The sequence below is a fragment of the Achromobacter sp. CF-sbj1-Ac2-l genome, assembly GCF_052698165.1.
The window spans coordinates 5129455-5152324 of record NZ_CP199855.1 but is presented as its reverse complement, the minus strand read 5'-3'; the positions used below and the strand labels follow the sequence as shown (position 1 = coordinate 5152324).

General features: G+C 69.6%; 18 protein-coding genes. 10 read left to right on the top strand and 8 right to left on the bottom strand.

What is annotated here, in order from left to right:
- Positions 1–68: 68 nt before the first annotated feature.
- Entirely contained in the window at positions 69–1124 is a 1056-nt protein-coding gene (locus tag ACUDCK_RS23685) for a sensor domain-containing diguanylate cyclase (protein WP_175142631.1), read from the bottom strand.
- A 205-nt stretch (positions 1125–1329) separates the two neighbouring features.
- On the opposite strand from ACUDCK_RS23685, the gene ACUDCK_RS23680 reads away from it, so the two are divergent.
- The 3 genes from ACUDCK_RS23680 (at position 1330) to ACUDCK_RS23670 (ending at position 5674) form a co-directional block, all read left to right on the top strand.
- Complete coding sequence (locus ACUDCK_RS23680) at positions 1330–3174, top strand: methyl-accepting chemotaxis protein (protein ID WP_064527727.1); 1845 nt, start codon at positions 1330–1332, stop codon at positions 3172–3174.
- Between the two features lie 582 nt (positions 3175–3756).
- The gene (locus tag ACUDCK_RS23675; RefSeq protein WP_231133048.1) at positions 3757–4146 is read left to right on the top strand and encodes a tripartite tricarboxylate transporter TctB family protein; all 390 of its coding nucleotides are present in this window, start codon (positions 3757–3759) and stop codon (positions 4144–4146) included.
- 16 nt (positions 4147–4162) lie between these two features.
- Positions 4163–5674 carry a tripartite tricarboxylate transporter permease gene (locus ACUDCK_RS23670; RefSeq protein WP_054415478.1) on the top strand — a complete coding sequence of 504 codons (1512 nt, stop codon included), beginning with the start codon at positions 4163–4165 and terminating at the stop codon, positions 5672–5674.
- Positions 5675–5724: 50 nt separating this feature from the next.
- On the opposite strand, the gene ACUDCK_RS23665 is transcribed toward ACUDCK_RS23670, so the two are convergent.
- Entirely contained in the window at positions 5725–6921 is a 1197-nt protein-coding gene (locus ACUDCK_RS23665) for an FAD-dependent oxidoreductase (RefSeq protein ID WP_175167186.1), read from the bottom strand.
- A gap of 90 nt (positions 6922–7011) precedes the next feature.
- On the opposite strand from ACUDCK_RS23665, the gene ACUDCK_RS23660 reads away from it, so the two are divergent.
- Positions 7012–7848: an AraC family transcriptional regulator gene (locus tag ACUDCK_RS23660; RefSeq protein ID WP_175167187.1), complete on the top strand. Its 837-nt coding sequence runs from the start codon at positions 7012–7014 to the stop codon at positions 7846–7848.
- Between the two features lie 41 nt (positions 7849–7889).
- On the opposite strand, the gene ACUDCK_RS23655 is transcribed toward ACUDCK_RS23660, so the two are convergent.
- A complete protein-coding gene (locus tag ACUDCK_RS23655) occupies positions 7890–9056 on the bottom strand; it encodes a mandelate racemase/muconate lactonizing enzyme family protein (protein ID WP_175167149.1) in 1167 nt (388 codons plus the stop codon).
- A 158-nt stretch (positions 9057–9214) separates the two neighbouring features.
- On the opposite strand from ACUDCK_RS23655, the gene ACUDCK_RS23650 reads away from it, so the two are divergent.
- Positions 9215–10105 (top strand): LysR family transcriptional regulator, encoded by an 891-nt coding sequence (locus ACUDCK_RS23650; protein ID WP_006387332.1) that lies wholly within the window; start codon positions 9215–9217, stop codon positions 10103–10105.
- Between the two features lie 52 nt (positions 10106–10157).
- Here the strand turns inward: ACUDCK_RS23650 and ACUDCK_RS23645 are convergent, their stop codons facing one another.
- The 4 genes from ACUDCK_RS23645 to ACUDCK_RS23630 form a co-directional block, all read right to left on the bottom strand.
- On the bottom strand, positions 10158–10610 hold the full coding sequence (locus ACUDCK_RS23645; RefSeq protein ID WP_024070313.1) for a GNAT family N-acetyltransferase: 453 nt from the start codon (positions 10608–10610) through the stop codon (positions 10158–10160).
- A 61-nt stretch (positions 10611–10671) separates the two neighbouring features.
- The gene (locus tag ACUDCK_RS23640) at positions 10672–11022 is read right to left on the bottom strand and encodes a DOPA 4,5-dioxygenase family protein (RefSeq protein WP_006387335.1); all 351 of its coding nucleotides are present in this window, start codon (positions 11020–11022) and stop codon (positions 10672–10674) included.
- A 5-nt stretch (positions 11023–11027) separates the two neighbouring features.
- The gene (locus ACUDCK_RS23635) at positions 11028–11387 is read right to left on the bottom strand and encodes a translation initiation factor Sui1 (protein ID WP_006387337.1); all 360 of its coding nucleotides are present in this window, start codon (positions 11385–11387) and stop codon (positions 11028–11030) included.
- A gap of 84 nt (positions 11388–11471) precedes the next feature.
- The gene (locus ACUDCK_RS23630) at positions 11472–12374 is read right to left on the bottom strand and encodes a LysR family transcriptional regulator (protein WP_054415251.1); all 903 of its coding nucleotides are present in this window, start codon (positions 12372–12374) and stop codon (positions 11472–11474) included.
- A gap of 100 nt (positions 12375–12474) precedes the next feature.
- Here ACUDCK_RS23630 and dkgB point away from each other — a divergent pair, with 100 nt between their 5' ends.
- The 3 genes from dkgB (at position 12475) to ACUDCK_RS23615 (ending at position 15393) form a co-directional block, all read left to right on the top strand.
- Complete coding sequence (gene dkgB, locus ACUDCK_RS23625) at positions 12475–13278, top strand: 2,5-didehydrogluconate reductase DkgB (protein WP_175167150.1); 804 nt, start codon at positions 12475–12477, stop codon at positions 13276–13278.
- Between the two features lie 52 nt (positions 13279–13330).
- Positions 13331–14221: an NAD-dependent epimerase/dehydratase family protein gene (locus ACUDCK_RS23620; protein ID WP_175167151.1), complete on the top strand. Its 891-nt coding sequence runs from the start codon at positions 13331–13333 to the stop codon at positions 14219–14221.
- Positions 14222–14343: 122 nt separating this feature from the next.
- Positions 14344–15393 (top strand): NADP(H)-dependent aldo-keto reductase, encoded by a 1050-nt coding sequence (locus ACUDCK_RS23615; RefSeq protein WP_054415256.1) that lies wholly within the window; start codon positions 14344–14346, stop codon positions 15391–15393.
- A 69-nt stretch (positions 15394–15462) separates the two neighbouring features.
- On the opposite strand, the gene ACUDCK_RS23610 is transcribed toward ACUDCK_RS23615, so the two are convergent.
- A complete protein-coding gene (locus ACUDCK_RS23610) occupies positions 15463–19482 on the bottom strand; it encodes a bifunctional nitrate reductase/sulfite reductase flavoprotein subunit alpha (RefSeq protein ID WP_175167152.1) in 4020 nt (1339 codons plus the stop codon).
- A gap of 406 nt (positions 19483–19888) precedes the next feature.
- Here ACUDCK_RS23610 and nirB point away from each other — a divergent pair, with 406 nt between their 5' ends.
- Positions 19889–22441, top strand: a complete 2553-nt coding sequence (nirB, locus tag ACUDCK_RS23605) for a nitrite reductase large subunit NirB (protein WP_175167153.1) — start codon at positions 19889–19891, stop codon at positions 22439–22441.
- The gene (gene nirD, locus ACUDCK_RS23600) at positions 22441–22845 is read left to right on the top strand and encodes a nitrite reductase small subunit NirD (protein WP_175167154.1); all 405 of its coding nucleotides are present in this window, start codon (positions 22441–22443) and stop codon (positions 22843–22845) included. Before nirB ends, nirD begins: the two co-directional genes overlap by 1 nt.
- Positions 22846–22870: the final 25 nt, after the last annotated feature.

The following is a 22870-nucleotide window of genomic DNA, read 5'->3' as shown; positions in this document are numbered from 1 at the left end:
TTAGCAGTTGCTTATGTGTTGTGCAAGCCCCGGGGAGCACGGCGGCCAGGATCGCCGCGGCCCGCGTCTCAGTGGAGGGTGCGGGCCGCCTTGCGGGCGCGCTTGATCTCGTACATGCGGGCATCGGCCAGGCGCACGGCTTCCTCGGCCGCCAGGCCGCGTGGATCGAGCGCCACCACGCCGACGCTGGCGCCTTCGTAGGTCAGGGTGATGTCGCCGAACGGGTAGCGGCCGACGGTGGCGGCGGCGGCCCGATCTTCCAGCGAGCGGGCGGCTTCCTCGGCGTCGCCGCGCTCGGCCTCGTGGCCCGGCGCCGCGTCGCCGCGCGCCAGCGCGGGGCCCGGGCCGACCAGCACGAATTCGTCGCCGCCCAATCGCCCGACCATGTCGGAGGCGCGCAGCGCCATCGCCAGGCGCCGCGAGACCTCCTGCAGGAAGGCGTCGCCCGACTGGTGGCCGTAGGTGTCGTTGATGCCCTTGAAGCCGTCCAGGTCCACCACGCCCACCAGCACGCTGCCGCCTTCGCGCAGCGCGCGGCCGCGCAGGCGCTCCAGTTCCTCGTACAGCGCGCGCCGGTTGGGCAGGCCGGTCAGGGGATCGGTCAGCGCGTAGGCCATCAGCTTGGTGTTGGCGGTGCGCAGCTCGGCCACCAGTTGTTCGCGTTCCAGGAAGTTGGCGATCACGCTGGAGAACAGGCGCATGATTTCCTCGGCCTGCGGCGCGATGTCCTGGCGGCGGGCGCTGGCGCCGCACAGGGTGCCCAGCAGCAGGCCGTCGTCGGTGCGGATCGGGGTGCTGACGTAGGTCTGGATGCCAAGCTGGCGCGCCGCGTCGGAGTCGGGCCAGCAGGCGCCGACGTCGCTGGTGGACATGCGGCCTTCTTCCAGCGCGCGCTTGCACAGCGTGTCCGACCAGGGCACCGACAGACCTTCCGGAATCTGCAGCGCGCCGACGTTGCGCGCGTAGCGCACGTGCTGCTGGTCCTGGTCCGGATCGATCGAGGTGAGATAAGTGGATTCCAGGCCGGTGACGGCTCCGAGCATATCCAGAAGGGGGCGCGTCAACTGTTCGACCGACTTGGCCGCCTGCAGAGACGCCGACAGTTCGGCGAGTATCGGGTCCAAAGAAAGCTCCCAGAAAAACACTGACGCATCGACGCCGGCCCCGGGTCCTCGGCCCAGGGAGCGGCCTTGTCGACATTATGCCCGCGCTGTTTCCCTAAAGTCCTATGTTGCACTGCCGTAAGCCAGGATGGCGCGGACGCTTGCGTCGTCGCGTACCTGGATACCCGTGCCCCCCGGCATGGGCAGTTGCAGTAAGAAGACAAGCATGAAAATCACCTCGTTGCGCAACAGGATCCTGTTGATCACCTGTTTCACCGTCATCGGCGCGCTGGTGCTCTCGGGCATTGCGATCTATCACATTGTGCGCGACAACATGATGGCGACCATCTCCGCGGACCTGGACGCCATCGCCGCCGGCAACGCCAGCGCCATCGAACGCTGGTCGGCCGACAAGGCCCTGGCGGTATCGGCCACCGCCGCGGTGGTGGAAAAGGGCGATCCGCGCGGCCTGACCAAGCTCATGGGCGCCACCAACGGCTTTCCCATCACCAGCATAGGCTGGTCCGACAAGAGTTACTTCTCGACCGCGCAGACGCCGCCCGACTACGACCCCACCGCGCGCCCCTGGTACAAGAGCGCGGTGGCCGCCGGCAAGCTGACCGTGACCAAGCCGTATGGCGATTCCGGCACCGGCAAGCCCTACGTGGCCTTCACCGCGCCGATCGTGCGCGCCGGCGAGACCACCGGCGCCATCAGCGGCGCGGTGGCGCTGGACGGCATCAAGGACGTCATCAAGGCAATCCGGCCCACGCCCTCCAGCACCGCGTTCGTGCTGGCCACCGACGGCCAGGTGATTTCGCACGTCGATGACAAGCTGGCGCTCAAGCCGTCCACCGACGTGGCCGCCGGCCTGACGCCGGCCGTGCTGGCGAGCATGGCGCAAGAGGGCGCGACGCCGCTGGCGCTGCGCCTGGGCGGCGTGCCCAAGCTGCTCAAGGCGCGTCCCATCGCCGGCACCGACTGGTTCCTGGTGATCGCGCTGGACGAGGCCGAGGCCACCGCCGGCCTGTCGCAGGTCTTCAATGCCACGCTGATCTCGATGGTGGTGCTGACGCTGGTCGCGGCGCTGCTCGCCAGCGTGGTGACTTCGCGCGCCTTCAAGCGCCTGTCGGCGGTGCGCGACGCCATGGACACCATCGGCTCGGGCGACGGCGACATGACGCATCGGCTGGCGGTTGTCGGGCACGACGAAGTGGCGCAGATCTCTTCCTCGTTCAACGCCTTCGTCGACAAGATCAGCCATGTCATGCTGGACGTGCGCAACGGCGTGCACTCGATGACCTCGGCCACGCGCGAGATCGAGATGGGCAACCGCGACCTGTCGCAACGCACCGAAGTGTCCGCCGGCTCGTTGCAGGAGACCTCGTCGGCGCTGACCGAGCTGACCTCCAGCGTGCGCCAGACCGAAGAGGCCGCCGAGCACGCCACGCGCCTGGCAACCGAAGCCAGCCAGGCGGCCGAGCGCGGCGGCCAGGTGGTGACCGACGCGGTCAGCACCATGGGCGCGATCGCGCAGTCGTCCGAGCGCATCACCGAGATCATCAGTGTCATCGACGGCATCGCTTTCCAGACCAACATCCTGGCGCTGAACGCGGCGGTCGAGGCGGCGCGCGCGGGCGAGCAGGGCCGCGGCTTCGCCGTGGTGGCCGGCGAGGTGCGCACGTTGGCGCAACGCAGCGCGGCCTCGGCGCAGGAGATCCGCGCGCTCATCCAGGCGTCGGTGCAGAACGTGCGCAGCGGCACCGAACGGGTCCAGGCGGCCGGCTCGACCATGCAGGAGATCGTTGAAGGCGTGTCGCGTGTTCAGCGTCTTGTCAGCGAGATCCACGGCGCCATGGCCGAGCAGAGCGTGGGCATCAGCCAGATCGACCGCAGCGTGTCGGAGATGGACCAGGCCACGCAACAGAACGCGGCGCTGGTGGAGCAGTCGGCGGCGGCTTCGGCAATGCTGAGCGACCAGGCCGGCGCGCTGGCCGGCACCGTGGCCCTGTTCAAGCTGCGCGGTGATGCGCACGGCGCCGCGCCGCGCATGGCGGCCCTGCCGGCCTGATCCGGCTCGATCGGCGTGGCGGCGCGTGACGCGCCGCGCGTCCGGGCGCATGGCGGTCCGTCATCCCGAGGGGTGACGGGCCGCGCCGACGTCGCGCAATGCGGCGCGGGTGGCGCCTGCCATGTGGGTGGATACGGCGCTCGCCGTGGCGGACATGGATGCACTGCGCCGACCATTCTTCGTCCCGTTCGCGGACGGCTTTCCTGATCTTTTCGCTGACTCGATCCGCCTTGCCGGAGCCGGCCGCGCACGCGGCTTTCGTCTCTCGGAATAGGGGGTGAGGCCGCGGGCCGTCTTCATTTTGACATCAATTCAGGAACCAGTCAGCTTCATGTCGCTGGACCTACGGGAAAGCGATAACGCATTCGCGCGTTCCGGCGCAAAAAGCGAAAGCAGATTGGAAGTGTCGCTCTCTACTATCTGCCGAACTCGTCCGCAGCACCGAAATTTTCAGCGGGAAGACAGGCGGGTAACCAGACCGGTTTGAGAAGCCGGGTGGCAATAACAAGCGAAAAAAACGCAATGCCTGGGAGGGCGCGTCTTATGTACTTTGGCAATAGAAACTTTGTCGCGGGGCTCTTCATGATCGCCTTCGCCCTGCTGTTCGGGCTGGCGGCGTTGAAGTATCAACTGGGTTCGTTCAGCCGGTCGGGGCCTGGCCTGTTCCCGCTCATGGTCAGCTCGCTGCTGGGCGTGATCGGGGTGATCTCGGTGGTGCGTTCGCGCTTCGTGCCGCCCGTGCCGCTGAGCTACAGCATCAAGAACATCGCCATCATCATGCTGAGCCTGTGCGGCTTCGCGGTGGTGTCCGGCCTGATCAACATGATCGTCGGCATCGTCTTCCTGGTGTTCTGCTCGACCTTGGCGGGCACCTCGTATTCGCTGGTGCGCAACGTCAAGATCTCGCTGGGCCTGATTGCGGTGGCGTTCGCCTTCCGCAACCTGCTCGGCCTGAACCTGCCGCTGTTCTGAGGGGAGAGACGCCATGATGGAGATGTTCAACAACCTCGCGTTCGGGTTCGAGCACGCGCTGACGCTGCAGAACCTGATGTATTGCGCCATCGGCTGCGTGGTCGGCACGCTGGTCGGCCTGCTGCCGGGCCTGGGCCCGCTGTCGACCATCAGCCTGCTGCTGCCGCTGACCTATTCCATTCCCACCGGCGGCGCGCTGATCATGCTCGCCGGCATCTACTACGGCGCGCAGTACGGCGACAGCGTCAGCGCGATCACCATGAAGATCCCGCATGCGAGCAGTATCGTCGCCTGCATCGACGGGTATCAGATGAACCTGAAGGGCAAGACCGGCCTGGCCTTGTTCACCGCGGGCGTGTCGAGCTTCATCGGCGGCACCGTGGCGATCGTGGTGCTGTCGACGATGGCGCCGGCGCTGGGCGAAGTCGGTCTGCTGTTCGGTCCGGCCGACTACTGCGCGCTGATGCTGCTGGGCTTTTTCTGCGTCAGCTTCGTCAGCAGCGGCAGCCTGCTCAATGGCCTGGCGATGGCCATGATCGGCATCCTGCTGGGCGTGATCGGCACCGACGTCAACAGCGGCGTGGCGCGCTACACCATGGACCTGGCCTTCCTGCAGGACGGCGTGGGCCTGATCAGCATCGCGCTGGGCTGCTTCGGCATCGCCGAGATCGTCAAGAACCTGGACAACCGCAACACGCTGACGCCGTTCAACGGCAAGATCAAGCTGATCCCGACGTGGCCCGAGTTCAAGCGCATCCTGCCCAGCGCGCTGCGCGGCAGCGTGGTCGGTTCGGTGCTGGGCATCCTGCCCGGCGGCGGCCCGACCATCGCGCAGTTCGCCGCCTACGCGGCCGACAAGCGCTTCAGCAAGTACCGCCACGAGATCGGCAGCGGCGCCATCGAAGGCGTCGCGGGCCAGGCGGCGGCCGACGAAGCGGCCGCGCGCACCAGCTTCATCCCGCTGATGGCCATCGGCATCCCCGAGAATGCCGTCATGGCGCTGATGCTGGCCGCGTTCATCGTCAAGGGCATCCAGCCCGGCCCCAACATGATCGGCACCCACCCCGACCTGTTCTGGGGCCTGGTGGCCAGCATGTGGGTGGGCAACTGCTTCCTGCTGATCCTGAACGTGCCGCTGGTGCGCTACTGGCTGTCGGTGTTCAAGATTCCGTACACGGTGCTGTTCCCGGCGATCCTGTTCTTCTGCTGCATCGGCACGTTCAGCATCAACAACAACCTGGACGACATCTACATCACGGCGATCTTCGGCCTGATCGGCTACCTGTTCCTGCGCCTGGGCATGGAAGCCGCGCCGCTGATGCTGGGCTTCATCCTCGGCCCGATGCTGGAAGAGAACTTCCGCCGCGCCATGCTGCTCAGCCGCGGCGAGTTCAGCATCTTCCTGACGCGGCCGATCAGCGGCACGCTGCTGGCGCTGATCGGCGCGGCCGTGGTGTGGCAACTGGTGTCGTTCCTGCGCAAGGCGCGCAAGGCGCCCGCGCTGGAACAGGCGCCGGCCGAGCCCTGAGGTGGCGGGGTTGCGGGCCTGCGCGGCGTTGCTTCTCGCGCGAGCAGGCCCTAGCCCCTGCCGGTGACGCGGGCGGCGGCCTCGGCCGATCGCTGGACGGCCCGGTCGCCGCGAGCGCGCAGATCCGCTTCATAGTCTTGCAAGGCCTGCCCCAGCGGCAGGCCTTTGCACACCTGCGCCAGCCGCGTCGCCAGCGATTGCGCATCGGCCAGGGCGGTGTTGGCGCCCAGGCCGCCCGCCGGGCTCATCGCATGCACCGCGTCGCCCAGGAACGTCAGCCCGGCTTGCGTCCATCGCGGCAGGGGCGGCGCCTGGTAGACGGTCTTGAGCGCGATGCCGCGCGGATCGCCGGCGGCCACCATGGCGGCCAGCGCGGGATGCACCGGCGCCAGCAGGCGCTGCGCGGCTTGCTGCCAGCGCGCGCCCGTCGCGGTGTCGTCCCGCTGGCTCGCGCTGATCGCGGCGTCGTCCGCGCCCAGCACCGCGCGGCGCTCGCCGATGATGGCCCAGTACTGGTAGCCGGGCACCGCCGTCAGCGTGCAAGCTGGCGCGAGGCGTTGCGCCAGGGACGGCAGCGCCGCCAGTTTCATGGCGTCCAGCACCAGCGCGTAGCCGGCGCCGAACACCACGCCGGCGCCGTCGCGCAGGGCCGGCGGCAGGCCATCGGGCGTGAGGCAGCCGGCCGGCGCCATGCCGAAGATCGTCACCGTGCCGCTGTCCTCGGGCGCCGCTTGCGGCAGGTGCTGGCGCCGCAGCGCCGAGTGCACGCCGTCGGCGGCCACCACCAGCGTGCCGGGCCGCGCGCGGATGCCTTCCAGGCGCGGGCCGCTGTCATCCATGCCCGCGCAGCCGTGGCCGAAATGCACGCGCCCGTCCAGGCCGGCCAGCAGGATTTCGCGCAGCGTCTGCCGGTGCGCCGAGCGGTCGGGCGGGGTGTCGGCGTCGTCCAGGCGCCACGTGGCCGAGGCGCGTTGTGGCAGCGGCCGCAGTTGCGCGTCGAGCATGGCGCCGGGGCGGTCGTGGGTCGAGCAGCTTTGCTGGAACAGGGCGTACAGGTCCGGCGGCAGGCAGTGCGCCAGCGCCGCCTGGCCCGTGGCGTCGATGCGCAGGCGGTAGCCCTGCACCCGGCTGTCGGTGCGCGCGTCGCGCTCGTAGACGTCGAAGTCGATGCCGGCGCGCGCCAGCCCCTGCGCCAGGCACAGGCCGCCCAGGCCGGCGCCGATGATGGAAACGTGGAGATTCTGCATAATGTCCTCGAAGCAAGCCGGCGTTGCCGGCACCCCCACAGCTTGCGCGCAAGCGCGCCCGCGCCGGTAATGCCGGCGCGCCAACAAATGATGCGAACCCGCCAGACCGCTGCCCCCGCACCCGACTACAGCGAATTGCTCGACGGCCCGGCCGTGTGCGTGTTCCATGGCGCCGACGCGCCCGGCAGCGAATTCCGCCTGGGCTCGCGCGAATACGATTGGCATGCCCATGCCCGCGGGCAGTTGTTCGGGGTGGACAGCGGCGCGATGCGGGTGCGCACCGAGGCCGGCTCGTGGCTGCTGCCGCCGCAGCGCGCGGGCTGGATCCCGCCGGGGCTGCGGCATCGGGTCAGCGTGGCCGGGGCGGCCAGCGGCTGGGTGGCACTGGTGCATCCGCAGGCCGCCGCGGCGTTGCCGGCGGCGCCGTGCGTGCTGGGGGTGGACGGGGTGTTGCGCGCCATGGTGCTGCGCGCGGCCGATTGGCCGGACAAGCTGGCGCTGGACCCGGCGCGCGCGCGCTTCGCGGCGGTGTTGCTGGACGAGATCGAGGCGGCGCCGCGCGAGCGCCTGCACCTGCCATGGCCGCGCGACCGCCGGCTGGCTCGGCTTGCGCAAGTCCTGGCGGACGACCCGGCCGACAACCGGCCGCTGGAAGCACTGGCCGCGCGGGCCGGGCTGGCGACGCGCACCGCGCAGCGCCTTTTCCGCGAGGAAACGGGATTAGGCTTCGCGCAGTGGCGCCAGCAACTGCGGCTGATCCACGCGCTGGAACGCCTGAGCGCGGGCCAGCCGGTGGCGCAGGTGGCCGACGCGCTGGGCTACGCCACGCCCGGCAATTTCATCGCCATGTTCAAGCGCGCCTTCGGCACGACGCCGGGGCGCTATCTGCGGGCGCCGCTGGCCGAGGGCGACGCCGCCGTCGCTTGAACCGCGCCGGGGCGCGTGGCGTCCCGCTCGCTACCGGCCCCTTACTCCGCCAGCTTGCGCATCTCGGCGATCAGGTCCGCCTTGCCCTCGAAGCCGATGCCGGGCAATTCGGGCAGGGTGACGTGGCCGTTGTCGACCCGCACGCCGTCGGGGAAGCCGCCGTAGGGCTGGAACAGGTCCGGATAGGATTCATTGCCGCCCAGCCCCAGGCCGGCGGCGATGTTCAGCGACATCTGGTGGCCGCCGTGCGGAATGCAGCGGCTGGCCGACCAGCCGTGCTGGCGCAGCATGTCCAGCGTGCGCAGGTATTCCACCAGGCCATAGCTCAGGGCGCAGTCGAATTGCAGCCAGTCGCGGTCCGGCCGCATGCCGCCGTAGCGGATCAGGTTGCGCGCGTCCTGCATCGAAAACAGGTTCTCGCCGGTGGCCATCGGCTTGTCGTAGTAGTTGCGCAGCGTGGCCTGCAGTTCGAAGTCGAGCGGGTCGCCGGCTTCCTCGTACCAGAACAGGTCGTACTGCGACAGCGCCTTGGCGTAGCGGATCGCGGTGTCCAGGTCGAAGCGGCCGTTGGCGTCGACCGCCAGTTTCCTGCCGTCGCCCAGCACGCCCAGGATGGCGTCGATGCGGCGCAGGTCTTCGTCCAGCGAGGCGCCGCCGATCTTCTTCTTGACCACGGTATAGCCGCGGTCGACGTAGCCGCGCATCTCGTCCTTGAGCTTGCCCAGGTCCTGGCCCGGGTAGTAGTAGCCGCCCGCCGCATAGACGAACACGCGGCGGTCGGGGCGGCCGTTGCCGTAGCGCTCGGCCAACAGCTGGAACAGCGGCTTGCCGGCGATCTTGGCGACCGCGTCCCACACCGCCATGTCGATGGTGCCGATGGCGACCGAGCGTTCGCCATGGCCGCCGGGCTTCTCGTTGACGTACATCGCGTTCCAGATGCGGTGCGGATCGAGGTTGTCGCCGCTGTCGTCGAGCAGGCTGGCGGGGGCGGCCTCCAGCACGCGCGGGATGAAGCGTTCGCGCATCAGCGTGCCCTGGCCATAGCGGCCGTTGGAATTGAAGCCGTAGCCGATCACGCGCCGGCCGTCGCGCACCACGTCGGTCACCACCGCCACCAGGCTCAGCGTCATCTTGCTGAAGTCGATGTAGGCGTTGCGGATCGGGGAACTGATCGGGACGGTCTTCTCGCGGATTTCGACGATTTTCATGGTGTCTCCTGGCCGTGCGGCGGATGGGAAAAACCGTAGATTATTGGCTTGAAGGCGCATTATGATTCGCTATCAGGCACTACTTTATTAACTGAAAGTTAAAGATTCCGGCGCTCGTTGCCCGTCGCCGGCCTCGTCCCGATGAGGCGTTCCCCGCCGTGAACCACGATCTGGCATCTTCCCTGGAGTTCTTCGTGCTGCTGGCGCGCCACCGCAACCTGTCGACGGTGGCGCGCCAGCTCGACCTGACGCCGCCGGCGGCCACCAAGCGCCTGGCGCAACTGGAGGCGCGGCTGGGCGTGCGGCTGGTGAACCGCACCACCCGCAGCATCAGCCTGACGCCCGAAGGCGAAACCTACCTGCACTACGCCACGCGCATCCTGGCCGACGTGCGCGAAATGGAAGAGGTGGTGTCGTCCAGCGGCTCGGTGCCCAAGGGCCTGTTGCGCATCAATGCGACGCTCGGCTTCGGCCGCACGGCGATCGCGCCCATCGTGTCGGAGTTCGCCCTGCATCATCCGCAGGTCGAGGTGCAGCTGGACGTGACCGACCGGCCGATCGACCTGGTGGAAAGCGGCGTGGACCTGGGCATCCGCTTCGGCGCCTTGCCCGACCAACGCCTGGTGGCGCGCCGCGTCCTGTCGAACCGGCGCTTCCTGTGCGCGGCGCCGCGCTACCTGGCGCGCCACGGCACGCCCGCCAGCCTGCGCGACCTGGCCGACCACCAGTGCATCATCCACCGGCAGAACGAGGACGCCTACGGCGTCTGGCGCTTCACGCGCGACGGCCGCGCCGAGACCGTGAAGGTGCACGGCGCGCTGTCCAGCAACGATGGCGACATCGTGCTGAACTGGGCGCTGGACGGCCATGGCATCCTGGTGCGCTCGGAGTGGGACCTGGCCAAGTACCTGGAAAGCGGGCGCTTGCGCGTGGTGCTGCCCGAGTTCATCCTGCCTTCGGCCGACCTGTTCGTGTACTACCCCAGCAAGCGCGACCTGTCGGCGCGCACGCGGGCGTTCATCGATTTCCTGATGGCGCGTTTCGCGTAGGCCAGGCCGGGGGCGAAGGCGCGCCGGTCGGCGGCATGCGCGGGGGCGGACGCTAGGCGAACCGGTAGGCGAGCACTTCGTCGCCGGCCGCGTCGATCTCGCCCGTGGGCGCCCAGCCCAGCCGCCGGTAGAAGCCATGCGAGCGCACGCCCGGATCGGCCGCGCAGCTCAGGAACAACCGTTCATGGCCCAGCGCCCGCAGCGTTCGCATGACCTGCCCGAGCAGTTCGCGGCCGATGCCGCGGCCCTCGTAGGCCGGCAGCAGGGCCAGCACCAGGATCTCGCCGCTGTCGCGATCGCCGAAGCAATAACCCGCCATCACGCCGTCGGCCAGCGCCACCACGCCCGGCAGCGCGCCGTCGCGGATGCCATCACGCCAGCTTTCGACGGTGATGCCCAGGGCGCGCAGGTCCTCGGCCGAGAAGGCGTTCTCGCGGGTGCGGCCGCGCAGGTCGATGCAGGCAGCGGCGTCGTCGGGATGGGCTGGGCGGTAATGCAGGTTCATGTCGGGTGTCGTCTATCGGAAGAGGGCGCGGCCGGCGCGCCGCGCAAGGCTGGCGCGGGGATCAACCGCCGAGCGCCGCCAGGTTCAGCGTGTGGCTGTGGCCGATCCACAGCGCGCAGTCGCGGTGATCGCGCAGCGATTCGCCGGTGTTCGGATGCAGGAACACGTCCAGCAGGCCATGGTTCAGCGCCAGCCAGGTGAGCACGCGCGGCAGCGCGGCCGGCGCGAAGGCGAGCTGGTAGCTCCATTGTGGATGCGGGCCGACCGGGCGCTCGTGGAAGCGGCCCATCTGGATGCTGTCGCCGAATGCGTCCAGCGCCTGTTCGCGCAGCGCCCAGGCCGCGTCGCGGCTGTCGGCGTTGAAGTAGACGTGGGCGTGCCAGCTGTCGACGATGGCGGGGTCCAGGATCATGGTGGTCAACCTCCGGCGCGCTTGGCGCGATGGCCGAGTTTTTCGAGCGCGGCCAGGATGCGGTCGCAGTGATCGCCCTGCACCTCGATGACGCCGTCCTTGACGGTGCCGCCGGAGCCGCAGGCGGTACGCAACTGCTTGCCCAGCGCCGCCAGCGCGTCGTCGTCCAGCGGCAGGCCCTTGACGACGGTCACGGCCTTGCCGCCGCGGCCCTTGGTTTCGCGCGACACGCGCGCGCCGCCCGGTGCCGGCACCGGGCGGGACGCCGCCTGGCATTGGCAGTCGGCGAGCGGGCGCCGGCATTGGGGGCACATGCGGCCGCCGTCGGTGGAATAGACGAGTCCGCCCTTGGAGCTGCTTTTCATGGGTATTGCGTGATGTTGCGGTTCAGGCGGCCATTATGCCGGACCCGCTGCAGCCTGGCGTCGCCGGAGCCGCGCGCGCCGCGCTCACTCGTCGAAGCCGCGAGGCCCCAGCGATTCGACCAGGTAGTCGATGAAGGACTTGATGCGCGAGGAGATCGCGGTGTTGCGGTAATAGACCGCGTTGACCGGCTGGCGCACGTCCAGCGTCTGGCGCGGGAAAAGCTGGCGCAGCGCGCCGGACTGGCGGTCGGCGCGCGTCATGAAGTCGGAAAGGCAGACGATGCCGGCGTCGTTCAGCGCCAGTTGCCGCAGCGTTTCGCCGCTGAACGAGCGGATCGACGGCTGGATGTGCAGCGGTTGGCCGTCGGCGTCCTCCAGCGGCCATTCGTTCAGCGATTCCAGTTGCGAGAAGCCGAGCAGGGTGTGCTCGCGCAGATCGGCTACCCGCTTGGGCGTGCCGTGCGCCGCCAGGTAGCCGGGACTGGCCAGCACCCGCACGCGGCTGCGGCCGATAGGCACCGCGTGCAGCGACGAATCCTTCAGGCTGCCGATGCGCAGCGCCAGGTCGGTGCGGCGTTCCAGCAGGTCGATGTTGCCCTCGTTGCTGTTCAGTTCCAGCTCGACCTTGGGATAGCGCTTGCGGTAGCCCGGCACCAGCGGAACGATGACGTGCAGCATGAAGGGCGAGGCGGCGTCGACCCGCAGCCGCCCGGCCGGCTGGTTGCGGCGCGCGCGCATCTGTTCCTCGGTCTCTTCGACCGCGGCGATGATCTTGCGGGCCTGCTCCAGGTAGGCGCTGCCTTCCTCGGTCAGTTCCAGCCGCCGGGTGGTGCGGCGCATCAGCGTGGTCTGCAGCTTTTCCTCCAGTCGCGTCATGGTGCGGCTGGTGGCGGAAATGGTCTGCTGCAGCGCATCGGCGGCGGCGGTGATCGAACCGCAGTCCACGATGGCGATAAAGACCTGCATTTCGTCGAGGGTCGTTTTCATATTTGACGTTATATCAAAAGTCTTTCGCCGATACAGGGCTTATTCCGCAAGGATCGCGCGGGCACACTGGGTGCATTCCAACACCTACCGGGAGTTTTACATGAGCATTCCGTCTTTTGGCGTCGGCACCTTCCGCCTGCAGGGCCAGGTCGTCATCGATTCCGTGCGCAACGCGCTGGACGTCGGCTACCGCGCCGTCGACACCGCCCAGATCTATGAAAACGAAGCCGAGGTCGGCCAGGCCATCGAGGCCAGCGGCATCGCCCGCGCCGACCTGTTCCTGACCACCAAGATCTGGGTGCCGAACTATGGTCGCGCCAAGCTGGTGCCCAGCCTGAAGGACAGCCTGGCCAAGCTGCGCACCGACTACGTCGACCTGACTCTGATCCACTGGCCCGCGCCGGGCAACGGCGTCGCCATCGCCGAGATGATGGCCGGCCTGATGGACGCCCGCGAACAGGGCCTGACGCGCCAGATCGGCATCTCCAACTTCCCCATCGCCGAGACGCGCGAAGCCATCGCCGCCGTCGGCAAGGAAGCGATCGCCACCAACCAGATCGAGCTCAGCCCGTATCTGCAGAACCGCAAGCTGGTGGACTTCCTGAATCAGCAGGGCATCCACGTCACGTCGTACATGACGCTGGCCTACGGCAAGGTGCTCAAGGACCCGGTGATCGGCCAGATCGCGCAGCGCCACAACGCCACGCCGGCGCAGGTGGCGTTGGCCTGGGCGCTGCAGCGCGGCTTCGCCGTGATCCCGTCGTCCACCAGGCGCGAGAACCTGGCGAGCAACCTGCTGGCCCGCGACCTGCGCCTGACCGACGCCGACATGGCGCAGATCGCCGCGCTGGAACGCAACGGCCGCGAAGTCAGCCCGGAAGGCCTGGCTGCGGCCTGGGACTGAAGCGCGCCATCGGCGCCACCCGCGCCAACCTGATCTCATAAGGAGCCACCTCATGAAACTGTTCATCACGGGCGCCAGCGGATTCATAGGCGGCGCCGTCGCCACCGCGATGGTCAAGGCGGGCCACACGGTTCGCGGCCTGATTCGCAATCCCGACCGCGCCTCCGAACTGCGGGGCTTCGGTATCGAGCCGGTCATTGGCACGCTGGACGACGCGGCGCTGCTGGCGGCCGAGGCGCGCGCCGCCGACGCCGTCATCAACGCGGCTGACAGCGACCACCGTGGCGCCGTCGAGGCCTTGCTGGGCGCGCTGGCCGGCAGCGGCAAGGTGTTCATCCACACCAGTGGCAGCAGCCTGGTCGCCGACGACGCGCTGGGCGAGCCGTCCGACGCGGTGTTCGACGAGACCACGCCGGTGGCGCCGGTGCCGGGTAAGGTGGCGCGCATCGCCATCAACGACCTGATCCACGCCAGCGCGCCCGGCGTGCGCAGCGTGGTGCTGTGCCACAGCCTGATCTACGGTTCGACCGAGGGGCCGCGCGCCGAAAGCGTGCAGATTCCGCCGCTGGTGGCGCAGGCCCGCGAAAGCGGCGTCGCGCGCCACGTCGGCCGCGGCCTGAACCGCTGGTCCAACGTGCACGTCGCCGACGTGGCGGCGCTGTACCGGCTGGCTCTGGACAAGGCGCCGGCCGGCAGTTTCTATTTCGTCGAGAACGGCGAGGCGGCCTTCGTCGACCTGGTTGGCGCCATCGGCCAGACGCTGGGATTGGGGCCGGCCCAGGCCTGGGATCCGGCGCAGGCGGTGGCCTACTGGGGCAAGGACCTGGGCGCCTACGCGCTCGGTTCCAACAGCCGGGTGCGGGCGGGCAAGGCGCGCCGCGAGCTGGGCTGGGCGCCGGTTCATGGCGACGTGATCGCCTGGGTGCGCCAGGCCATCGCCTGACGCGGGCGGCGGCGGGGGGCGGCGTCCACAGGGTGGGCCAACGGCGCCGCTTCGTCAGCAAAACGCCAACCGAGTTGCGGTAAGGTAATCGTTCCCTTCAGAGATTCCGCACGGAGCAGAACTTGAAATACCGCAAACTCGGCCGTACCGACCTGGACGTCAGCCTCATCGGCCTGGGCACCATGACCTGGGGCGAGCAGAACACCGAAGCCGAGGCCCACCAGCAACTGGACTACGCGCTCGAGCGCGGCGTCAACCTGGTCGATGTGGCTGAAATGTACCCGGTGCCGCCCAAGCCCGAAACCCAGGGCCTGACCGAAACCTACATCGGCACCTGGCTGGCGCGCAGCAAGCGCCGCCAGGACATCGTGCTGGCCAGCAAGGTGGCCGGCCCGGTGCGCGATCCCAAGCGTCCCGGCCACATTCGCGACGGCAAGACCTTCCTGGACCGCAAGAACCTGACCGAGGCGCTGGACGCCAGCCTCAAGCGCCTGCAGACGGACTACCTGGACCTGTACCAGTTGCACTGGCCCGACCGCACCACCGCCACCTTCGGCCAGTTGTCGTATCCGTGGGTCAAGGACGACCACACCGTGCCGATCGAGGAAACCCTGTCGGTGCTGCAGGACTTCGTTCGCGCCGGCAAGGTGCGCCACGTGGGCGTCTCCAACGAAACGCCGTGGGGCGTGTCGCAGTTCCTGAAGGCCTCCGACAATCTCGGCCTGCCGCGCATCGCCTCGATCCAGAACGCCTACAGCCTGCTCAACCGCGTCTACGAGATCGGCCTGTCCGAATTCAGCCACCACGAAGGCGTGGGCCTGCTGGCCTATTCGCCGCTGGCCATGGGCATGCTTTGCGGCAAGTACCTGGACGGCGCCCGTCCCGCCAATGCGCGCCTGACGCTGTACACGCGCTTCACGCGCTACAGCAATCCGCAGGCCGAGGCCGCCACCCGCGCGTACGTCGAACTGGCGCGCCAGCACGGCATCTCGCCGACGCACCTGGCGCTGGCCTGGGTCAACCAGCGCCCGTTCGTCACCAGCAACCTGATCGGCGCGACCAACCTGCAGCAATTGAAGGAGAACATCGACAGCGTCGACGTCGAACTGTCGTCCGAGCTGCTGCAGGCCATCGACCAGATCCACGTGCGCCATCCCAACCCGGCGCCCTGATCCCCGCCCGCCGCGCCTGCGCGCAGGCGCGGCCCGGGCCGCCCAACCCGACGGCCCGGCCCCTGTTTCTCAATACACGTCGCGCAGGTAGCGCTTGTCGGCCGTCATCCGCGCCACATAGGCTGCCGCCGCGTCGGCGTCCAGGCCGCCATGTTCCGCCACCACCTGCCGGAGCATGGCGTCCACGTCCTTGGCCATGCGTTCGGCATCGCCGCAGACATAGAAATGCGCGCCCTCCTGCAGCCACGCCCAGAGCTGCGCGCCGTGCTCGCGCATGCGGTCCTGCACGTAGACCTTGGCCGCCTGGTCGCGCGAGAACGCCAGGTCCAGCCGTGTCAGCAGGCCGTCATCGCGCAGCGCCTGCAATTCGTCGCGATAGTAGAAATCGCTGGCCGCGTGCCGCTCGCCGAAAAACAACCAGTTGCGGCCGCCATCGCCGCGCGCCCGCCGTTCCTGCAGGAAGGCGCGGAACGGCGCCACGCCGGTGCCGGGGCCGACCATGATCATCGGCGTGTCGCCCTGCCGTGGCGGCCGGAAGTGGCTGGCCTCCTGCACGAAGACCGGCACGTCGGCGGCGCCCGCGCGGTCGGCCAGGAAGGTCGACGAGACGCCCTTGCGCTGGCGCCGGCCGTTGTCATAGCGCACGGCGGACACCGTCAGGTGGACCTCGCCGGGGTGCGCCTTGGGGCTGGACGCGATGGAGTACAGCCGCGGTTGCAGGCGCTTGAGCGCGCCCAGCCACGCCTGCGCCGGCAGCCTGACTGGGTACGCGTGCAGCACGTCGGCCAGTTGCTTGCCCCATAGCCATTGGCGCAGGTCGGCCCGGCGCTCCTCGGCCAGCAATTGCCGCAGCCCCGGGTCGCGGCTGTGTTCCGCGATCAGCGCCAGCGTGGCGGGCGCGGGGCGCGCGATTTCGTAATGCGCGGACAGCGCTTGGGCCAGCGGCATGTCGCCGACGCCCGGCACGCTGGCCACGGCGTCGCCCGACAGGCCCGTCTGCGCCAGGAGCTCCTCCACCAGCTCGGGACAGTTCACCGGCCACACGCCCAGCGCGTCGCCGGCCTGGTAGGCCAGCCCCGAGCCCGAGGTGTCCAGCGCCAGCGCGCGGGTGTCCTTGTCGCCGTGGGCGTTCAGGCGCTGGTTGCCCACCAGGCGCGCGCGCGCCGGGCTCTTGCGGGAGGGCGGCGCGCGACGCATGCCGGGCGGCGAGTCGGCGGGCGTCGGCGGCGCAATGGTCGGCGCGATGGCGGGCGCGAGTCGCGCCGCCTGGGCCGGCGAGGCCCCCGCCATGAGGGCCGCGGCGATGTCATCCGGCATCAGGCCGCCCGCTGGATGGCCGTGTCGTTCGGCCTCGGCGGCGTGGATGGCGGCGATGGCGCTTTCCAGCCAGGCCTGGGCCGGCGCCTCAAAGTCGGTGTCGCAATCGACCCGCGCCAGCAAGGGCCGCGCGCCCAATTGCGCCAGCCGCCGGTCGAGCCGGCGACCGTGGCCGCAAAAGGCCTCGTAGTTGCTGTCGCCCAGGGCCAGCACCGCGTGGCGCAGCGACGCCAGTTGCGGCGCGTCGGCGGCGGACAGCGCGCGCCACAGGTCCTGGCCGTTGTCCGGCGCCTCGCCGTCGCCGAAGGTGCTGGTGATCAGCAACAGGTACTGGGCGCGCGCGAGGGTGTCGACCGCGCAGTCCGCCATGCAGGCGGTGCGCAGCGCGAAACCGGCGGCGGCCAGCGCGACGGCGCTGCGTTCCACCAGCGATTCGGCATTGCCGGTCTGCGAGGCCCACAGCAGCGTCACGCGCGGGCGCGGGCCGATGATGCGGACGGCGGCTTCGCCGGTGTCGGCGGTCAGCCCCAGCGGCGCGGCCATGGCCTCGGCCGGCGCGGCTTGGCCTGCCGACACGGCGGGTGGTTCGGCGGCCGTCGTCCTGTCGGCAGGCGCTGACACGCGGCACAGCGCCACCGCGCAGAACTTCAGTTCAGGCTGCTGCGACAATGGATCGATGGCGTCGCTGGTGACCGCGTTGATGCACAGCGCCTCGCCATACACGTCGTTCCAGTGCATGGGGGCGAAACAGTTGCCGGGCCGGACACGGTCGGTGACGACGGCGGGCAGCACCGCGCGCCCGCGCCGCGAACGGATCTCGACGCTGTCGCCGGCGGCGATGCCGAGCGCAGTCGCGTCATCGGGATGGATCTCCACGAACGGCGCGGGATTGAGCTTGTTCAGCATCGGCACCTTGCCGGTCTTGGTCAGCGTATGCCATTGGTGCTGCAGGCGTCCGGTGTTGAGCACCATGGGATAGTCGGCGTCGGGCAGCTCGGCCGGATCGACATGCGGCCGCGCGTGGAATTGCGCGCGGCCATTGGCGGTGGCGAACGTCAGGCGCGGCCGCGCGCCGTCCTCCTCTTCGCGCCACGGCTGGCTGACGCCGTCGTTGAGATAGCGGATCGGATTGCGGTCCGGACCGTCGGCGCGCGCACAGGGCCATTGCAGCGGCGTCTCGCGCAATCGCGCATGGCTGGCGCCGCGCAGGTCGTAGCCGGTGGCGGGGTTGGAAAAGCCGGCGATCTCGTCGAACACCTCGGCCGCGCTGGCGTACTGGAACGCGTGGCCGTAGCCCATCTCGCCGGCCACGGCGGCGATGATGCGCCAGTCGGGCAGCGCGTCGCCGGGCGGCGGCACGGCGCGCGGCATCAGCGTCAGGGTGCGCTCGGAATTGATCATCACGCCGTCGGCCTCGGCCCACAGCGCGCCGGGCAGGAGGATGTCGGCATGGCGATTGGTCTCGGTGTCCAGGTAGGCGTCCTGCGCGATCACCAGTTCCGCGGCGCGCAGCCCGGCCAGCACGTTGGCGCGGTTGGCGACGCTGGCCACCGGATTGGTGCAGATGATCCAGCAGGCCTTGATCTCGCCCGCCGCCATGCGCTGGAACAGGTCGATGGTGCCTTGCCCCAGCCGCGCATGCAGCGTGCCGGCCGGCACGCCCCAGCGCGTCTCGACAAAGGCGCGGTCGGCGGCCGACAGCACACTGCGCTGGCCCGGCAGGCCGGGGCCCATGTAGCCCATCTCGCGCCCGCCCATGGCATTGGGCTGGCCGGTCAGCGAGAACGGCCCGCTGCCCGGCCGGCAGATGCGGCCGGTGGCCAGGTGCAGATTGCACAGCGCGTTGGTGTTCCAGGTGCCATGGGTGCTCTGGTTCAACCCCATGGTCCAGCAGCTCATCCATTCCGGCGCCGCGCCGATCCAGTCGGCGGCCTGCCGCAGTTGCGCGGCGGCGATGCCGGTCAGCGCCTCGACGCGCTCGGGCGCGTAGTCGCGCAGGAAGTCCGGCATCGCCTCCCAGCCGTCGGTGTGCGCGGCGATGAAGGCGGCGTCGGTCTTGCCGGCCTCATGCAGCAGATGCAGCAGGCCGTTGAGCAGCGCCAGGTCGGTGCCCGGCTTGATCTTCAGGTGCAGGTGCGCCTTCTCGGCGGTGATGGTGCGGCGCGGATCGACCACGATCAAACGGGCGCCGGCCCTGACCCTATCCATCATGCGCAGGTACAGGATCGGATGGCAGTCGGCCATGTTGGCGCCGATCACCAGGAACAGGTCGGCGCGGTCGATGTCCTGGTACGAGCCGGGCGGGCCGTCGGCGCCCAGCGACAACTTGTAGCCGCTGCCGGCGCTGGCCATGCACAGCCGCGAATTCGACTCGATGTTGTTGGTGCCGATGAAGCCTTTGGCCAGCTTGTTGGCCAGGTACTGGGCCTCGATCGACATCTGTCCGGACACGTACAGCGACACCGCGTCCGGCCCGTGCGCATCGATGACGGCGCGCAGCCGGCGGGCGGTCTCGCGCAGGGCCTGCGCCATCGGCCTTGGCGCCAGGTCCTGGCCGCGCCGGTCGCGCGCATAGGCGTGCTCCAGCCGGCCGGATTGGCGCAGGGCGATGTGGGCCGAGGAGCCCTTGGTGCAGAGGCGGCCGAAGTTGCTGGGATGCTCGCGGTTGCCGGTGATCTTCACCACCTGCTCGCGCTCCACATGCAGGGTCATGCCGCAGCCCACGCCACAGTAGGGGCAGACGGTGTCCACGGTGCGCGCGTTGCCGTTCATGCTCGGCTCCAAAAAAGAAGGCGCCCTGCCTGCGCGGCCAGTAGCCGGGCGGGCAGGGCGCCATTGCCCTGGTTCCCGGCGTGGCCGGGTCGATGTCCTGGCGATGCAAGTTCCATGCCAGTCGGCCGCCGCCGTCGGACCTCGCCCCGCGCCGACAGGCGGCGCGCGCGGTGGTGCGCGGCCGCACCGCATTGGTGCGCCTTCGAACCGTTTGGGTGCGCGGTGGACGCGCCGGCGCGCCGCCGCGCGGGCGCCAGCGCGATGGCACGCTTATTGCTTTGTTTGCCATACCGGGCCCGTGTCCGGCCAGACAACGCGAGCATTGCAGGCAACGGCGCCCGGACCCACCAGTCCCGGGCGCCGTTTGTCTTTTGAAACCCGAACGGCCCAGCCTGGATAGCCTCCTATGAGCACAGCGACCTCCACGATCCCCATGCAGACCCTGATCGTCATCGGCAACGGCATGGTCGGCCATCACTGCGTCGAGCAACTGATCGAGCGTGGCGCGCTGGCGCGCTACCGCATCCTGGTGTTCGGCGAAGAGACCCGCCGCGCCTACGATCGCGTGCACCTGTCCGAATACATCGGCGGGCGCGATGCCGAATCGATGGCCATGAGCGACGCCGCGTTCTATGAACGGCCGGGCCTGTCGCTGCGGCTGGGCACGCCGGTGCTGCGCATCGACCGCCACGCGCGGCAGGTGGTGACGGCCGAGGGCAGCCACGGCTATGACAAGCTGGTGCTGGCCACCGGCTCCTATCCCTTCGTGCCGCCGATCGCCGGCGCCGAAGGAGCGTCGCGCCTGGTGTACCGCACGCTCGATGACCTGGACCAGATCCGCGCGGCGGCCGATGGCGCCCGGCGCGGGGTGGTGGTGGGCGGCGGCCTGCTGGGCCTGGAGGCCGCCAACGCGCTCAAGTCGCTCGGGCTGGAGGCGCACGTGGTCGAGTTCGCGCCGCGCCTGATGCCGGTGCAACTGGACGAGGCCGGCGGCGCCGCGCTCAAGGCGCGCATCGAGGCGCTGGGCGTGGGCGTGCACCTGTCGCGCGCCACGCAGGAAATCAAGGAAGGCACGCAATACCGCTACCGCATGCGTTTTGCCGAGGGCGCGCCGCTGGAAACCGACCTGATCGTGTTCTCGGCCGGCATCCGGCCGCGCGACGGCCTGGCGCGCCAGGCGGGACTGACCGTGGCCGAACGCGGCGGCATTGCCGTCGACGGCCATTGCCGCAGCAGCGATGCGTCGATCTACGCCATCGGCGAATGCGCCGCGTTCGACGGCGCCATCTTCGGCCTGGTGGCGCCGGGCTACCAGATGGCGCGCGTGGCCGCCGCCGAGCTCTGCGGCGACGACAGCGCGCCGTTCGCCGGCGCCGACATGTCGACCAAGCTCAAGCTGCTGGGCGTGGACGTCGGCTCGATCGGCGATGCCCACGGCGCCACGCCCGGCGCGCGCAGCTATCGCTACATCGACGAGGCCGGCGCCTCATACCGCCGCCTGGTGGTGTCGGCCGACGGCAAGCGCGTATTGGGCGCGGTGCTGGTGGGCGACAACAGCTACTACGACACCCTGCTGCAATACGCGCAGAACGGCATCGCGCCGCCGGCCGATCCGGCCAGCCTGATCCTGCCCGCCGGGCAGGCCGCGCCCATGCTGGGCGCGGCGGCGCTGCCGGCCACCGCCACCATCTGTTCGTGCCACAACGTCAGCAAGGCCGCCATCTGTGACGCGCTGGACGGCGGCTGCGCCGACGTCGCCGGCGTCAAGGCCTGCACCAAGGCCGCCACCGGCTGCGGCGGCTGCGCGGCCCTGCTCAAGCAGGTGGTGGAACACGAACTGGCGAGCCGCGGCGTCGCGGTGGACAAGAGCCTGTGCGAGCACTTCGCCTACACCCGCCAGGAGCTCTACGCCATCGTGCGGGTGCAGGGCATCGAATCGTTCGAGGAACTGCTGGCGCGCCACGGCCGCGGCCATGTCGGCTGCGACCTGTGCAAGCCCACCGTGGCGTCGATCCTGGCCTCGTGCTGGAATCGCCCGATCCAGGATCCTCATCTGGTGCCGCTGCAGGACACCAACGACACCTTCATGGCCAACATGCAGAAGAACGGCACCTATTCGGTGGTGCCGCGCATCCCGGGCGGCGAGGTCACGCCCGACGGCCTGATCGCGATCGGCGCGGTGGCCAAGAAATACAAGCTCTACACCAAGATCACCGGCGGCCAGCGCATCGACCTGTTCGGCGCACAATTGCACGAGCTGCCCGACATCTGGGCCGAACTGATCGCCGCCGGCTTCGAGACCGGCCACGCCTACGGCAAGTCCACCCGCACCGTGAAGTCCTGCGTCGGCAGCACCTGGTGCCGCTACGGCGTGCAGGACAGCGTCGCCATGGCGCTGCGCATCGAAGACCGCTACAAGGGCCTGCGCGCGCCGCACAAGCTCAAGTTCGCGGTCTCGGGCTGCACCCGCGAATGCGCCGAGGCGCAAAGCAAGGACATCGGCGTCATCGCCACCGAGAACGGCTGGAACCTGTACGTGTGCGGCAACGGCGGCATGCGGCCGCGCCACGCCGAACTGTTCGCCCAGGACCTGGATGACGCCACCCTGATCCGCTACATCGACCGCCTGCTGATGTTCTACATCCGCACCGCCGACAAGCTGCAGCGCACCTCGGTCTGGCGCGAGTCGCTGGAAGGCGGCCTGGATTATCTGAAGGCCGTGGTCATCGACGACAGCCTGGGGCTGGGCGCCGAACTGGAGGCGCAGATGCAGTTGGTGGTGGACCGCTATGAATGCGAATGGGCCAATGCCCTGTCCGACCCGGAAAAGCTCAAGCGTTTCCGCACCTTCGTCAACAGCGCCGCGGCGGACCCTGACATCCGCTTCGTGCAGGAGCGCGGCCAGCCGCGCCCCGCGCCGGCCGCGCGCGTGATTCCCATCGCCGAGGAGCTTGCCTGATGCGCTCGAATGCCGTGATTGCCCTGCGCCCGGAGACCGCACGTGACGCCACGCCCGACGCCGCGTCTTGGCGACCCGCCTGCACCCGCCGCGACCTGGTAGCCGATTCCGGCGTGGTGGCGCTGGTGGAGGGCCGCCAGGTGGCCCTGTTCTATCTGCCCGCCGTTGCCGGCGAAACGCTCTACGCCCTCGACAACCGCGACCCGAAATCCGGCGCCAACGTCATCGGCCGCGGCATCGTCGGCCACCTGGCCGGCGAACTGGTGGTGGCCTCGCCGCTCTACAAGCAGCACTTCCGTCTGCGCGACGGCGCCTGTGTCGAGTATTCCGATCAATCGCTGCGGGCCTGGCCCGTGCGTTTCAATGGCGATGCGGTGGAAGTCCAACCGCCCGCCATGGCTTGAGGGCGACCGCCATGCCGCAGCACGC